Source organism: Pseudomonas sp. EA_65y_Pfl1_P113, assembly GCF_963970525.1.
GTDB lineage: Bacteria > Pseudomonadota > Gammaproteobacteria > Pseudomonadales > Pseudomonadaceae > Aquipseudomonas > Aquipseudomonas tritici.
This window is the reverse complement of the sequence record NZ_CAXAQM010000010.1, coordinates 94254-108067: the sequence shown is the minus strand read 5'-3', so window position 1 is coordinate 108067 and position 13814 is coordinate 94254. Positions and strand designations below refer to the sequence as shown.

Here is a 13814-nt window from a genome sequence, read left to right as displayed (position 1 = left end):
GCAAGAACGCATCGTTCCACCAAAAAACCGTCAGGGTGCCAACTCGAAAAATGCCTGAGTCAAGCGCAATGAGCGCCGCCGCTCCATGCAGCCAAGCATGTGGTGATTCAGCAGCCCTTCGCCCTGGATCGGCACGGCGCACACGCGCGGGTCGGGGCTGACTTCCATCGACGACACCACGCCTACGCCCAATTCGGCAGCAACGGCCTCGGTCACCGCCTCACGGCTGTCGAGTTCCAGCAGCACCTTGGGCTGTACACCGGCAGCCAGGCAGGCGGCATCGAAGGTGCGCCGGGTGATGGAGCTGGGCTCGCGCAGCACCATGATCACGTCGTTGAGCTGATCCAGGCGGATACCCTTGGGCAGGGTCGCCCAGGGGTGACTGGCAGGCACCAGCGCGCAGATCCGCGACGCGCTCAGGGGTAGCAGATGCAGGCCATTACGCGGCTCCACTTCGGTGAGTACCGCCACATCCGCATGCTCGGACAACAACGCAGCCAGGGTTTCCTGGGCGTTGCCCAAGCGCAGGTTGACGGTAATCCCAGGGTAACGCGCGCGCAGGCTGGCGATCATCGGCATCACCAGATGCGGGCCGTCCGCCGCCACTTCCAGGCGCCCGGTGAGCAATTGCCGGTTGGCCTCCAGCATCGCCTGCGCTTCATCCACCAGGCCGAAGATCGCCCGTGTGATCGCCGCCAGGCGCGCGCCCTCCTGCGTCACCTCTACCCGACGTGCGGTACGCCGCAGCAACGGGATCTGGTAGTGCTCTTCCAGAGCCTTGATATGCCCGGTTACCGCCGGTTGGCTGATGAACAGCCGCGCCGCCGCACGGGTAAAACTGCCTTCGCGGGCCACGGCATCGAATGCGCGCAATTGAAAAAGATTCATAGCTATCGGCCTCACTGATAGCTCGCATAACAACAAACAATTTGATTGATGACAAGCCAAACTGCAATTTAGGCGCCGTAGCTTCAGCCCCCGATGCCTTGCGAGAATTTGAGATGACCACCGCGCCGATCCTGCTGACCCCTGGCCCCCTGACCACCTCCGCCCGGACCCGTCAGGCAATGATGGTGGATTGGGGTTCATGGGATGACCGTTTCAACCAGCTCACCGCCAGTGCGTGCGAACACCTGCTGGCGATTCTCAACGGCGCCGACAGTCACCATTGCGTGCCATTGCAAGGCAGCGGCACGTTCGCTGTCGAAGCCGCCATCGGCACCCTCGTACCGCGCAACGCCAAGGTGCTGGTGCTGATCAACGGTGCCTATGGCAAGCGCCTGGCCCGGATCTGCGAAGTGCTCGGCCGCGATTTCAGCACCTTTGAAACCGCCGAAGACAAACCGACCACCGCCGCCGACGTCGACCGGCTGCTGCAGGCCGACAAGGCCATCACCCACGTCGCGCTGATCCACTGCGAAACCAGCACCGGTATTCTCAACCCACTGCCGCAAATCGCCCAAGTCATTAAAAACCACGGCAAGCGCCTGATCATCGACGCCATGAGTTCCTTTGGTGCGCTGCCGATCGACGCCCGAGAAGTGCCGTTCGACGCTCTGATTGCCGCCTCCGGCAAATGCCTGGAAGGCGTGCCGGGGATGGGTTTTGTCTTCGCCGAAAAAACCGCGCTGGCCGCGGCCCAAGGCAACTGCCATTCCCTGGCGATGGACCTGTTTGACCAGCACAGCTACATGGCCAAGACCGGCCAATGGCGCTTCACCCCGCCGACCCACGTGGTCGCAGCCCTTCACGAAGCGCTGCTGCAGTACGTTGAAGAAGGCGGCCTGCCCGCGCGCCATCAACGCTATGCACGCAACTGCCAGGTGCTGCTGGATGGCATGGCCGAACTGGGCCTGCGCAGCTTCCTACCGGCGGCGATCCAGGCGCCGATCATCGTCACCTTCCACGCTCCGCAACACCCGCGCTATCAATTCAAGGATTTTTACGAACGAGTCAAGGCGAAGGGTTTCATCCTGTATCCGGGTAAATTGACCCAGGTGGAAACCTTTCGCGTGGGCTGCATCGGCCATGTCGATGCCACCGATATGAACGCCGCCGTCACCGCCATTGGCGAAGTACTGCAAGCCATGGGCATCACCCTCTCTTCCTTCGGAACACACGCATGAACTACCAGAACCCCAACGCCCTGCAAGCTGTGATCCTCGACTGGGCCGGCACCGTGGTCGACTTCGGCTCCTTCGCACCCACGCAGATTTTTGTCGAAGCCTTTGCCGAATTCGACGTGCAAGTCTCCATCGAAGAAGCCCGTGGCCCGATGGGGATGGGCAAGTGGGACCACATCCGCACCCTGTGCGACCAGCCGCAGGTCGCCGAACGCTACCGCAAAGCCTTCGGCCGCACGCCGAGCGATGACGACGTAACCGCCATCTACCAACGCTTCATGCCATTGCAGATCGAGAAGATCGCCGAGCACTCGACGCTTATTCCCGGTGCCCTCGACACCATCGCACGGCTGCGCGTGCAAGGCATAAAGATCGGTTCCTGCTCCGGCTACCCCAAACAAGTGATGGATAAAGTCGTCGCACTGGCGGCCACCAACGGTTATATCGCCGATCATGTAGTGGCCACCGATGAAGTGCCCAATGGTCGCCCCTGGCCAGCCCAGGCGCTGGCTAATGTGATCGCGCTGGGTATCGATGATGTGGCAGCGTGCGTAAAGGTTGACGACACGGTGCCGGGTATCCTCGAAGGCCGCCGCGCCGGTATGTGGACCGTTGCCCTGACCTGTTCCGGCAACGCACTGGGATTGACCTACGCGCAGTTCAGCGCCCTTGACGCCGCCACTTTGGCCAGCGAGCGCAAGCGCGTCGAAGCGATGTTCGAAGGCTCGCGCCCGCACTACCTGATCGACACCATCAACGACCTGCCTTCGGTGATCGCCGACATCAATGCGCGCCTGGCGCGTGGGGAAATGCCGCAGAGCCACTGACCGAGGTCAAGAAAAGCGCAGTCGCACCGCGTAAAACGCACAAAACAGGCTTACATTAAAAGGACTTCGTCATTAAAGAACGGAGGTCTGACCTGATAAGTGAGGAACACAGCGATGCCGTGGAAAAACTCCGATACGCGCTAAAGCACCCTGTCGATCGCGTTGCACTGGTTGATGGTGGTGCTGCTGGCAGTGGTCTACGCCTGCATTGAACTGCGCGGCCAGTTTCCGAAAGGCAGCGGTGCGCGAACGTTGATCGTCGAAATGCACTTTATGTTTGGCCTTACCGTGTTTGTGCTGGTGTGGCTGCGGTTGTTTGCGCGCAGCCTGGGCGTCGCACCGAAGATCCTACCTGCACCGCCACAATGGCAGCGTTTGCTGGCTACGCTGATGCATGTCGCGTTGTATGCGTTGATGATCGGCATGCCGATTGCCGGTTGGCTGATTGTCAGTGCCGAGGGGCATTCGGTGAGTTTCTATGGCATGGAGTTGCCGCCGTTGATTGGCGAGAACAAGGACCTCGCCAAGCAGATTGAAGGCTGGCATGTCTGGTTCGGCAAGGTCGGTTATTGGCTGATCGGGCTGCATGCACTGGCGGGAATTGCTCACCATTACATCCTGCGGGATAACACGGCGTTGCGGATGATACCGGGTCGGTTTGCTCGCGATGGGGTTGCGTCAGTCAGCAAATCTGCCAAATGACACGCCCCCTTCGCGAGCAAGCCCGCTCCCACATTTTTGACCAAGCACGCCCCAAACGATCTCGGTCGGCTGTCAGACCGCCTGGCTTTTGATTTTGATCTGAGGCGCCCCGTCAACCACGCTGGCCGAACGCAGGCAAGCCAGCTCCCACAGGGGTTCTGTGTCAGGCATTGAACCCTCGACAGCCCTGCAGGCCGCCGGTGTGGACGAAGATCAGGCGTGTGCCGCGGGAGAAGCGCCCGGCTTCGATCTGCAGCTTCAACGCCAGTAACGCCTTGCCGGTGTAGAGCGGCTCCAATGGCAACCCGCAGGCTCGCTGCGTGGTGTCAATAAAGTCGAGCAGCAGCGGATCGACCTTGGCAAAACCACCTCGGCTAGCGTCCAACAATTCATAACCGCCCTGCACGATAGCGTCGACGTTCTGCGTTACGCCGTGATCGTCCGGCACCGCCATGGCGCCATACACCAAGCGCGCGCCCGCCTCTGCCAGCACCAGGCCGGCCAATGTGGTGCCAGTGCCCGCAGCTAACCACCAAGCGTCGTAATCGGCCCACCCCCGCGCGGGCAATTGCGCCCGCACCTGCTCGACCAACACGGAGCAACCCAATGCACCCGCACTACCACCGCCGCCTTCAGGCACGGGATGCAGATGGGGATACTGCTCACGCCACGGCAGCCAAAAGTCCGGTTCATGGCGCGCGCGGTAGCCGCCATAACCCAGCCAATGCAATTGCATGCCAAAAGCCTTCAAGTCGAGGACAGTAGGGGTGTCTTGTGGATGCCCGCGCAGCAGGCCTACGGTAGGGAAGTCAAAACGCTTGCCGGCAGCGGCTAACGCGTGCAAATGGTTGGAGTAAGCGCCGCCCAGGCTGATGATGCCGCGGGCGTTTTGCGCCTGCGCTAGATGCCCGCTGAGCTTGAACCATTTGTTGCCACTGATCAGCGGGTCGATACAATCCAGGCGCAACACGGCCAGCTCGACCCCTTGCAGCCAATCCAGCTGCAAGGGTTCAAGCGGTGCGCGGGGAAACCAATCGAAGGGGCCCATCGGGAAACATCTGCATGAAAAATGGGGCGGTAGTCTAACACCGCCCCGTTTGGGTTCTTACAGTTCGGCAGCGAGGCGTGAACCCTGATTGATAGCGCGCTTGGCATCCAGCTCGGCCGCCACATCGGCGCCGCCGATCAGGTGCACGTTCTGGCCCGCCGCGACCAGGCCGTCCTGCAGTTCGCGCAGCGGGTCCTGGCCGGCGCAGATGACGATGTTGTCCACCGCCAGCACTTGGGGTTCACCCTCGGCGCCAATGCGGATATGCAGGCCTTCATCGTCGATTTTCAAATACTCGACGCTGTTGAGCATCTGCACCTGCTTGTTCTTCAAACCGGTACGGTGGATCCAGCCGGTAGTCTTGCCCAGGCCGTCGCCCACCTTGGAAGTCTTGCGTTGCAGCAAGAACACTTCACGCGCCGGCGCATGGGGTTGCGGTTTGATACCGGCTACACCACCGCGGGCTTGCAGCTGGGTGTCGATGCCCCACTCTTTCCAGAACGCTTCGCGGTCCAGGCTGGTGGACACACCTTGGTGCACGAGAAATTCCGAGACGTCGAAACCGATACCACCGGCGCCGATCACCGCTACGCGCTTGCCTACCGGCTTGCGTTCGAGGATCACGTCCAGGTAGCTCAGTACCTTGGCATTCTCGACCCCCGGGATCGCCGGGGTACGCGGCGCGATGCCGGTAGCCAGGATGATCTCGTCATAACCGCCCGCCGCCAGTTGCGCCACGTCCACACGGGTATTGAGGCAAAGCTCCACGTGGGTGGTCTGCAATTTGCGTTTGAAGTAGCGCAGGGTTTCGAAGAACTCCTCCTTGCCCGGCACGCGCTTGGCGATATTGAACTGGCCGCCGATCTCGCTGGCGGAATCAAACAGCGTCACCTGATGGCCGCGCTCCGCAGCCACGGTTGCCGCCGCCAGACCGGCAGGACCGGCACCAACCACGGCGATCTTCTTGATTTGCTGCACGGGCAGGTAATTGAGCTCGGTCTCATAGCACGCGCGCGGGTTGACCAAACAGGTGGTCAGCTTGCCGCCGAAGGTGTGGTCCAGGCAGGCCTGATTGCAGCCGATACAGGTGTTGATTTCATCGGCACGGCCAGCGGCGGCCTTGTTGACGAATTCCGGGTCGGCCAGGAATGGGCGCGCCATGGACACCATGTCGGCATCGCCCTCGGCGAGGATCTGCTCGGCGATTTCCGGGGTGTTGATGCGGTTGGTAGTAATCAGCGGAATCTGCACCGCACCGCGCAGTTTGGCGGTGACTTTGCTGAACGCGCCGCGCGGCACCTTGGTGGCGATGGTCGGGATACGCGCTTCGTGCCAGCCAATCCCGGTGTTGATAAGGGTCGCACCGGCGCCTTCGATAGCCTTGGCCAACTGCACAATTTCTTCCCAGCTGCTGCCGCCCTCCACCAGATCGAGCATCGACAGGCGGAAGATAATGATGAAATTCGGGCCGACGGCTTCACGCACACGGCGCACGATATCCACCGCAAGGCGCATGCGGTTTTCGTAGCTACCGCCCCAACGGTCGGTGCGATGGTTGGTGTGGGCGGCGAGGAACTGGTTAATGAAGTAGCCTTCGGACCCCATGATTTCCACGCCGTCGTACTCGGCGACCTGAGCCAGCAACGAACAAGTGACAAAATCCTGGATCTGCTTTTCGATGCCTTCTTCGTCCAGCTCCTTGGGCTTGAACGGGTTGATCGGCGCCTGGATCGCGCTCGGTGCAACTTGTTTAGGGCTGTAGGCATAACGACCGGCGTGGAGGATCTGCATGCAGATCTTGCCGCCCGCCTCGTGCACGGCGTTGGTCACGATCTTGTGTTTTTGCGCTTCTTCGTCGGTGGTCAGCTTGGCCGCGCCGGCGTACACCCCGCCCTCGTCATTCGGGCCAATGCCGCCCGTGACCATCAGGCCAACGCCGCCACGGGCGCGCTCGGCAAAATAGGCGGCCATGCGTTCGAAACCGCCGGGCTTTTCTTCAAGGCCTGTGTGCATCGAGCCCATCAGGGTACGGTTGCGCAAGGTGGTAAAACCCAGGTCCAACGGGGCCAGCAGGTGCGGGTAGGCAACAGCGGTCATGGTCAAGCTCCACAACGGATCATCACGGGGGCGTGACAGGCTCATGCGGCCCGCCATCGGTTTATGTCCCACAGACTAAGAGCCGGCGCACTACCGCTCAATGACTGAAACTGACAAGTTATTGATCCAAATGCACAGTGCCCCTTGGCAAGCCGGCCCATGGGCCCTACCCTAGTCGGCGAACCCTGCACACGGTCTGTTGTCTGTTGCCCCATGCGTAAACTTCTAGCTTTTACCGCCACCATGGCCCTGGTTGCCGCCGTCGCCGCGTATCTGGTCTGGACCCAGGAGCGCCCCGTGGCGCATTACCTGTCGGACCTGCGCATCACCCTCGCCGTCAACGAAGGCCTGCCGGCTGACCGTGGCAACTTGCTGGGCATCCAGCCGGAGCTGTTTCCGGCCGACTACCAGAGCCTGGAGCGCCTGCACCTGAAGCTGTCGGCCTACCTGCAAAAAGCCCGCGACCAAGGGCTGATCAACGACAAGACCATCGTGGTACTGCCCGAACATATTGGCACCTGGCTGATGCTCATAGGCGAGAAGAACGAGGTCTACCAGGCTCTCCACGCGAAGGATGCGATGAATTGGCTGTCGGTCAGCAACCCACTGATGTTTGCGCGCGCGTGGATCAGCGCCACGGGCGACAACCGCACCGACGACGCCTACCTGCGCATGAAAGCCGATGGCATGGCGCGGGACTATCAGGTGTTGTTTGGCGGCCTGGCCAAGGAGTTTGGCGTGACCTTGGTGGCCGGCTCCATCACCCTGCCCAACCCAAGCGTCAGTCAGGGACAGCTGCAGGTCGGCCATGGTGCGCTGTATAACGCCAGCGTTGTCTTCAGCGCCGACGGTTTGCCCGTCGGCGAGCCGCAGCGTCAGCTCTACCCGATCTACGATGAACGTGGCTTTATCGAACCCGGTGATGAAAACGTCGTCAGCGTGGTCGACACCCCGGCCGGTCGACTGGGCGTGCTGGTGGGCAGCGACAGCTGGTACCCGGACAACTACCGCAAACTCAACGAACACGGCGCGCAGTTGATAGCAGTGCCGGCCCTTGTGCTGGGACGTGACACCTGGGACCGCCCATGGCGCGGTTTCAAAAGCGTCTCCACCCCGACTGAAATCAGCCTCAAGCCCGAAGAACTCAGTGAAGGCGAAGCCTGGCGCCGTCTCACGCTGATCAGCCAGCCGCCCGTCAGTCAGGCAAGCGCCGGCATGAGCGTGTTCCTGCGCGGACAGTTCTGGGACCTGGGCACTGCTGGGCATAGCTTCCTCAGCCGCAACGGGCACATCAGCGCAGATAGCGACGCCCGTGGTGCGCGCTTGTTGAATATCTGGCTGTGAAGCCCGTACGGCTGGGGGACCTGTCGGTGGGCTTCGTGCACACCCTGGCGGGTGCCATCCACAGCCACGGCCTGGATCCGCAGCCGCTGCTGCTGCAATACGGCCTCGACCCGGCCCGCCTCGCCGAGGCCGGAGCACGCTTATCGATCCCGCGTTACATGCGCCTTGGCCATGCGGCCATCCAGCTCACCGGCGACCCAAGCCTGGGTTTGCGCATGGGCCAGTTCAGCCGCTTGAGCCAGTCAGGGCTCGCGGGCGTCACTGCCGCCCAGGCGCCCAACGTACGCGAGGCTGCGCGCACATTGACTCGTTTCGAAGCACTGTACGGCTCCAATTATCGCGGGCAGTCGAGCTTTGTCGAGGATGCCGAAGGCGCCTGGCTGCGCTTCTACTCCATCAGCCCCTACAACGCCTTCAACCGCTTTGTGGTCGACTCGATCATCGCCGGCTGGCTGCATCAATTGTCGAGCCTGGCCCAGCACCGGGTGCAGGCACAACGCATCGACATCGAATTTGAAGCACCGGTGTATGCCGATCAGTACCACGCGCTCGGAGACATTCACTTCAGCGCCGAGGCCAACCAATTGCGCCTCAACCAGCAAACCCTGGCCCTGCGCAACCCGCAGCACTGCCCAAGCACCTGGAACTTGTTGTTACAACTTTGTGAGAGAGAGTTGGAGCAATTGACCCGCACCCGCAGCCTGCGCGAGCGCATTACCCGGTTGCTCGGGCCGATGCTCAATGGCGGCCGGGAACCCGACCTGGAAGAAGTGGCGGCACGCTTGAAGCTGCCGACTTGGACGCTACGCCGCAAACTGGCCGAAGAAGGCACTCAGTTCCGCGCAATTCTCAACGATACCCGCCGCGACCTGGCCATGACCTATATTCGCGACACGGAACTGGCGTTCGGCGAGATCGCCTACTTGCTCGGTTTTGCCTCGGCCCAAGCCTTCCAGCGGGCGTTCAGGCGGTGGAACAACCAGACCCCAGGGGAATTTCGCCGCAGTCAGCGGCATTCCGCCTGAAGTCGGTCTTACAGCTCGGTTGCATCGTCTGCGGGTTCCAGCGGGTCCCATTCAAAGGCCTGGTACTCGAGCAGCTCTTCCTGGTAATCGTCCATGGGGGACTCCTTTTTTGAATTAAAAGCGGTTGCAAACAAATGACATTCATCACAAGCCTAAAGTGCCGTGATGACGAAAAAATGTCTGCGCCATGACGTTCCTGCACTTCAGGATTAAACGTAGCAGCGCTTTATGGATTTAGTCGCCAGGACTTGAGGTGCGATTGCAATCATTGCAATTGCAATCATATAAAGAATTCGATTAGGGTAGGCGCATCTGTTACCAGGTGACTCGCCCATGCCCGCCTCCACCCTTGACTGCGCGCAACGCTGCATCGACGTTTTGAGCGCCGCAGAAGACGCTCCCAACTCACCGCTGTACACCGTGATGACCATGGCCAACACGCTCGAATCCAGCCGACAGGCGTGGGTGATTCGCGGCCAGTCACGCTCCCGGCGTGTGGGGAACTGGCCCAGCTGGTTTGCGCGCAATACCGTCGAAAAACCCTTGCTGTACCTACACAGCGCGCAATCATCGGCACAGTTGAGTGCGCTGGCGGACGTGACCCAGCAGCGCGGCATCCTGTGTAACGACATCGAAAACCAGCCTTCGCACTGGCCCAAAGGTGCACAACCTTCCCTGCCGCTGTGGCTCGCTACCCATCCACGTTGCACGCCGTACGACCCGGCTTCCGGCGAAGAAGCCCGGGCAATCGTGTTGGCTGGCTTGCACACGCTGTATGTCGACGGTGAACCGGGGTTTTATTACCTGGCGTTGCATGATCAGCAAAGCGCAGGGGTGCTGAGCGCGCAGGATCGCGAGGACGCGCTCAAGGGCATGTACCCAATCAAGCGTGACCACACGGGCGACGTACGTTTGCTCGGTGCGGGCCGGGCACTGGAAGACGCGCTGCATGCCGCACGGTTATTGAAGCAGGACTGGGACATCAAGGCCCAGGTGTGGAGTTGCCCCAGTTACACGCGACTGGCGCGTGAGGCTGCAGCGGCTGAACGCTGGAATCGGCTGCACCCCACAGCGCCCAAGCGCAGTTGCCATCTGCGTGAATGCCTCGCCGCAAATGCGGCGCCGGTGGTTGCCGTCACCGGGTATCCGCAGGCGATTGTCGATCAGTTGGCCGCTCATATGGATGCGCGGTTTGTGGCGCTGGGAGCGGGGTCGGTGCAGGCCGGTGCGCCGAGTCGGTATTGGATTGTGGTGATGGCGCTGCGGGCGTTGGCGGATGAGGGGCGCATTGATATTCAGCAGGTGGAAACAGCGATGGCCCGGTACCCACTCAAATGAATTGGAGCTCCCACACTGGATCTCCACTGAGTTTCAGGATTTGCGCCGGCTGCGGGTCTGTACCCCGGCCTCCATCGCCAGCCCCGCTGTGCGCTCCAGCGCATCCGCATACCCCTGGCGCTGCGCCGGCTCGATCTGCGACAGGAACAACTCATCCACCGTGCTTTCGTAGATCTTCCACATTTTTTTACGCAACACCCGGCCGGCATCGGTGATCGAGGCAAACGCCGCGCGGCCGTCGCCATCGGAGCGCGAACGCACGACCAAGCCATCCTTTTCCAGGCGGTCGACCAGACGCGTGAGGTTGTAGCGCTCGATGGCCAACACATCCGCCAGCTCGTGCATGCGGCGGGTGCCATCGGGCCCGCTTTCCAGGCCCCACAAGGCGTCGTACCAGGCATAGGGCGGCAAGTCCGCCTCGGCCAGGCGGCGTTCGATTTCACGGATGACCGTCCTGTGGGCCCTGACAAAACGGAACCATACATCAGGCTCTTTCGACGACATGCAACACCATCCGAGGGATTTCAAGAAGGTTGCAATAGTAGCTCATCCCGCGCTAGATTCGGCTATGTAGTTGCAATTGCAATTACATTGACGGCACTCCCACGAGGAGCCCGTCACTTGAATTCCGCCTACCCTGGAGCTTCACATGACCCCGAACAACGCAGTCAGACGCGACGACGATCCACAGGAAACCCGCGAGTGGCTGGAGTCCATCGAATCGGTGTTGTCCACCGAAGGCCGCCCGCGCGCGCACTACCTGATCGATCAGTTGCTGGATTTCGACGTGGCGCGGCATGGCGACTTCTATGGGCGGGTTACCACCCCCTACGTCAACACCCTCCCGGTGGACCGCCAACTGCCCTACCCCGGCAACCTGGCCATCGAACGCCGTACCAATGCGTTTATTCGCTGGAACGCCATGGCGATGGTATTGCGCGCAGGCAAACACTCCGGCGTTGGTGGGCATATTGCGACCTATGCGTCAGCTGCTGTGCTGTATGACGTAGGCTTCGATCACTTCTTCCGTGGGCGCACCGATACCTTTGACGGCGACCTGGTGTATATCCAAGGTCACTCCTCACCAGGTATCTACGGCCGCGCCTACCTGGAAGGCCGCATCAGCGAAGCGCAGCTCGACAACTTCCGCCGCGAGGCCGGTGGCGAGGGCATTTCGTCCTATCCGCACCCACGGCTGATGCCGGACTTCTGGCAATTCCCCACCGTGTCCATGGGCCTCGGTCCGATCACCGCCGCTTACCAGGCGCGCTTTATGCGCTATCTGGAATTGCGCGGCCTCAAGCAGCACCAAGGGCGCAAAGTCTGGGCCTTCCTCGGTGATGGCGAAATGGACCAGCCGGAATCCCTGGCCGCCATCTCCCTGGCGGGTCGCGAGAAACTCGACAACCTGATCTTTGTGGTCAACTGCAACCTGCAACGCCTGGACGGCCCAGTGCGCGGCAACGCCAAGGTGATCCAGGAGTTCGAAAGCCTGTACCGCGCCGCCGGCTGGAACGTGATCAAAGTGATCTGGGGCGGTGGCTGGGACGCGCTACTGGAAAAAGACCAAAGCGGCCTGCTGCGCCAGCGCATGATGGAATGCGTGGACGGCGACTATCAGAACTACAAGTCCCAGAACGGCGCTTATGTGCGCGAACATTTCTTCGGCAAATATCCGGAATTGCTGGCGTTGGTTGCGGACATGTCCGACGACGATATCTGGAAACTCTCACGGGGCGGGCATGACCCGGACAAGGTCTACAACGCCTACGCCGCCGCCGTGCGCCACAGCGGCCGACCTACCGTGATCCTGGCGAAAACCGTCAAGGGCTTTGGCATGGGCGAAGCTGGCGAAGGCCAGAACATCAATCACCAACTCAAGAAAATGGGCGCCGACGCTGTAAGAGCCTTCCGCGACCGCTTCGGCCTGGAAGTGGCCGACGACCAGCTCGCCGATATCCCGTACATCAAGCCTGCCGCGGATAGCGAAGAAGCCCGCTACTTCGCTGCACGCCGCCAGGCCCTCGGCGGCTACGTACCGGCGCGACACAGTGCGGTCGAATCGTTGCAAATCCCTGAACTGAGTGCCTTCGCCACCCAGCTTAAAGACACCGGCGAACGCGCGATCTCCACCACCATGGCCTTCGTGCGCGTCCTTGGCACCCTGCTCAAGGACCCGCACCTGGGCAAACTGATCGTGCCCATCGTGCCAGATGAATCGCGTACCTTCGGCATGGAAAGCCTGTTCCGTCAGATCGGTATTCATTCCGCCGTCGGCCAGCTCTATACCCCACAGGACGCCGGGCAACTGAGCTACTACAAGGAGAGCAAGGACGGACAGATCATGCAGGAAGGCCTGAATGAATCCGGCGCCATTTCCTCATGGATCGCGGCGAGTACGTCCTACAGCAACCACGGTTTGATGACCGTTCCGTTCTATATTTTCTACTCCATGTTCGGCTTCCAGCGCGTCGGTGATCTTGCCTGGGCGGCAGGCGATGCAAGGGCGCGCGGTTTCCTGCTCGGTGCCACGGCCGGCCGCACCACGCTGATGGGTGAAGGCTTGCAACATGACGATGGGCACAGCCATATCCTATCGTCGGTGATTCCGTGCTGTGTGTCTTACGACCCGACGTTTGCCTACGAGCTGGCGGTGATCATTCGCGAAGGCATGCGGCGGATGTATGTCGACCAAGAGGACATTTACTACTACATCACCCTGCTCAACGAAAACTACCCGCACCCAGCGATGCCTGATGGCGTGGAAGATGGAATTCTCAAGGGCTTGTACCGATTGAACGCCAGCGAGCAGGCTCAGGTGCAACTGATGGGCAGTGGCTCAATCCTGCGGGAAGTCATGGCGGCGGCTGAATTGCTGGAGAAAGACTTTGGCGTGCAAAGCAACGTGTGGAGCGCAACCAGCCTTACCGAATTGCGTCGCGATGGCCATGACGCCGAGCGCTGGAACCTGCTGCACCCGAAGAGCGAGCCACGGATAAGTTATGTGGAGCAATGCTTGGCCGGCGAAACGGGACCCGTGGTGGTGGCGACAGACTACATGAAACTTTTCGCCGATCAGGTCCGCCCTTTCGTACCTGGCCGGCGCTTTGTGGCATTGGGTACGGATGGCTTCGGGCAATCGGATACCCGAGAAACCCTGCGGGCATTCTTCGAAGTGGACCGGCACTTCATCGTGCTGGCGGCCTTGAAGGCGCTGGCGGATGACGGTGTGATCGGTCGCGATAACGTCAGCGAGGCAATCAGCCGCTACGGGATCAACGTCGACAAGACGAACCCCGCAGCGGTCTGA

Annotated in this window: 11 protein-coding genes; 7 read left to right on the top strand and 4 right to left on the bottom strand. The window is 61.2% G+C overall.

Translation table 11 applies throughout. The features are described from left to right. Positions 1-30: 30 nt before the first annotated feature. Complete coding sequence (locus AACY52_RS12080; protein WP_339417967.1) at positions 31-888, bottom strand: LysR substrate-binding domain-containing protein; 858 nt, start codon at positions 886-888, stop codon at positions 31-33. A 113-nt stretch (positions 889-1001) separates the two neighbouring features. Between AACY52_RS12080 and AACY52_RS12075 the strand changes: the two genes are divergently transcribed. From AACY52_RS12075 to AACY52_RS12065, 3 genes are all read left to right on the top strand, one after another. Continuing rightward, on the top strand, positions 1002-2126 hold the full coding sequence (locus AACY52_RS12075) for a 2-aminoethylphosphonate--pyruvate transaminase (RefSeq protein ID WP_339427855.1): 1125 nt from the start codon (positions 1002-1004) through the stop codon (positions 2124-2126). Then, entirely contained in the window at positions 2123-2950 is an 828-nt protein-coding gene (phnX, locus tag AACY52_RS12070) for a phosphonoacetaldehyde hydrolase (protein ID WP_339417970.1), read from the top strand. Before AACY52_RS12075 ends, phnX begins: the two co-directional genes overlap by 4 nt. 150 nt (positions 2951-3100) lie before the next feature. After that, a complete protein-coding gene (locus tag AACY52_RS12065) occupies positions 3101-3652 on the top strand; it encodes a cytochrome b (RefSeq protein WP_339560527.1) in 552 nt (183 codons plus the stop codon). A gap of 163 nt (positions 3653-3815) precedes the next feature. Here AACY52_RS12065 and AACY52_RS12060 read toward each other — a convergent pair whose 3' ends face one another. Continuing rightward, positions 3816-4700: a 1-aminocyclopropane-1-carboxylate deaminase gene (locus AACY52_RS12060; RefSeq protein ID WP_339437212.1), complete on the bottom strand. Its 885-nt coding sequence runs from the start codon at positions 4698-4700 to the stop codon at positions 3816-3818. 57 nt (positions 4701-4757) lie between these two features. After that, positions 4758-6797, bottom strand: coding sequence for an NADPH-dependent 2,4-dienoyl-CoA reductase (locus AACY52_RS12055; RefSeq protein WP_339418071.1), 2040 nt, complete (start codon positions 6795-6797; stop codon positions 4758-4760). Positions 6798-7010: 213 nt separating this feature from the next. On the opposite strand from AACY52_RS12055, the gene AACY52_RS12050 reads away from it, so the two are divergent. The 3 genes from AACY52_RS12050 (at position 7011) to AACY52_RS12040 (ending at position 10504) form a co-directional block, all read left to right on the top strand. Beyond that, the gene (locus tag AACY52_RS12050; protein WP_339437210.1) at positions 7011-8141 is read left to right on the top strand and encodes a carbon-nitrogen hydrolase family protein; all 1131 of its coding nucleotides are present in this window, start codon (positions 7011-7013) and stop codon (positions 8139-8141) included. Beyond that, positions 8138-9166 (top strand): AraC family transcriptional regulator, encoded by a 1029-nt coding sequence (locus AACY52_RS12045; protein ID WP_339437208.1) that lies wholly within the window; start codon positions 8138-8140, stop codon positions 9164-9166. The genes AACY52_RS12050 and AACY52_RS12045 overlap by 4 nt, the downstream gene beginning before the upstream one ends. Positions 9167-9499: 333 nt before the next feature. Then, on the top strand, positions 9500-10504 hold the full coding sequence (locus AACY52_RS12040) for a pyruvate dehydrogenase (RefSeq protein ID WP_339560518.1): 1005 nt from the start codon (positions 9500-9502) through the stop codon (positions 10502-10504). Between the two features lie 33 nt (positions 10505-10537). Here the strand turns inward: AACY52_RS12040 and AACY52_RS12035 are convergent, their stop codons facing one another. Beyond that, complete coding sequence (locus AACY52_RS12035) at positions 10538-11008, bottom strand: MarR family transcriptional regulator (protein ID WP_339417980.1); 471 nt, start codon at positions 11006-11008, stop codon at positions 10538-10540. 145 nt (positions 11009-11153) lie between these two features. On the opposite strand from AACY52_RS12035, the gene aceE reads away from it, so the two are divergent. Next, a complete protein-coding gene (aceE, locus tag AACY52_RS12030; RefSeq protein WP_339438279.1) occupies positions 11154-13814 on the top strand; it encodes a pyruvate dehydrogenase (acetyl-transferring), homodimeric type in 2661 nt (886 codons plus the stop codon).

What these genes read in the sequence shown, in the direction of transcription:
- AACY52_RS12040 (WP_339560518.1), top strand. Translation starts at nt 9,500, where the DNA reads ATGCCCGCCTCCACCCTTGACTGCGCGCAACGCTGCATCGACGTTTTG.
- AACY52_RS12060 (WP_339437212.1), bottom strand. Translation starts at nt 4,700, where the DNA reads ATGGGCCCCTTCGATTGGTTTCCCCGCGCACCGCTTGAACCCTTGCAG.
- AACY52_RS12075 (WP_339427855.1), top strand. Translation starts at nt 1,002, where the DNA reads ATGACCACCGCGCCGATCCTGCTGACCCCTGGCCCCCTGACCACCTCC.
- AACY52_RS12055 (WP_339418071.1), bottom strand. Translation starts at nt 6,797, where the DNA reads ATGACCGCTGTTGCCTACCCGCACCTGCTGGCCCCGTTGGACCTGGGT.
- AACY52_RS12080 (WP_339417967.1), bottom strand. Translation starts at nt 888, where the DNA reads ATGAATCTTTTTCAATTGCGCGCATTCGATGCCGTGGCCCGCGAAGGC.
- phnX (WP_339417970.1), top strand. Translation starts at nt 2,123, where the DNA reads ATGAACTACCAGAACCCCAACGCCCTGCAAGCTGTGATCCTCGACTGG.
- AACY52_RS12050 (WP_339437210.1), top strand. Translation starts at nt 7,011, where the DNA reads ATGCGTAAACTTCTAGCTTTTACCGCCACCATGGCCCTGGTTGCCGCC.
- AACY52_RS12035 (WP_339417980.1), bottom strand. Translation starts at nt 11,008, where the DNA reads ATGTCGTCGAAAGAGCCTGATGTATGGTTCCGTTTTGTCAGGGCCCAC.
- aceE (WP_339438279.1), top strand. Translation starts at nt 11,154, where the DNA reads ATGACCCCGAACAACGCAGTCAGACGCGACGACGATCCACAGGAAACC.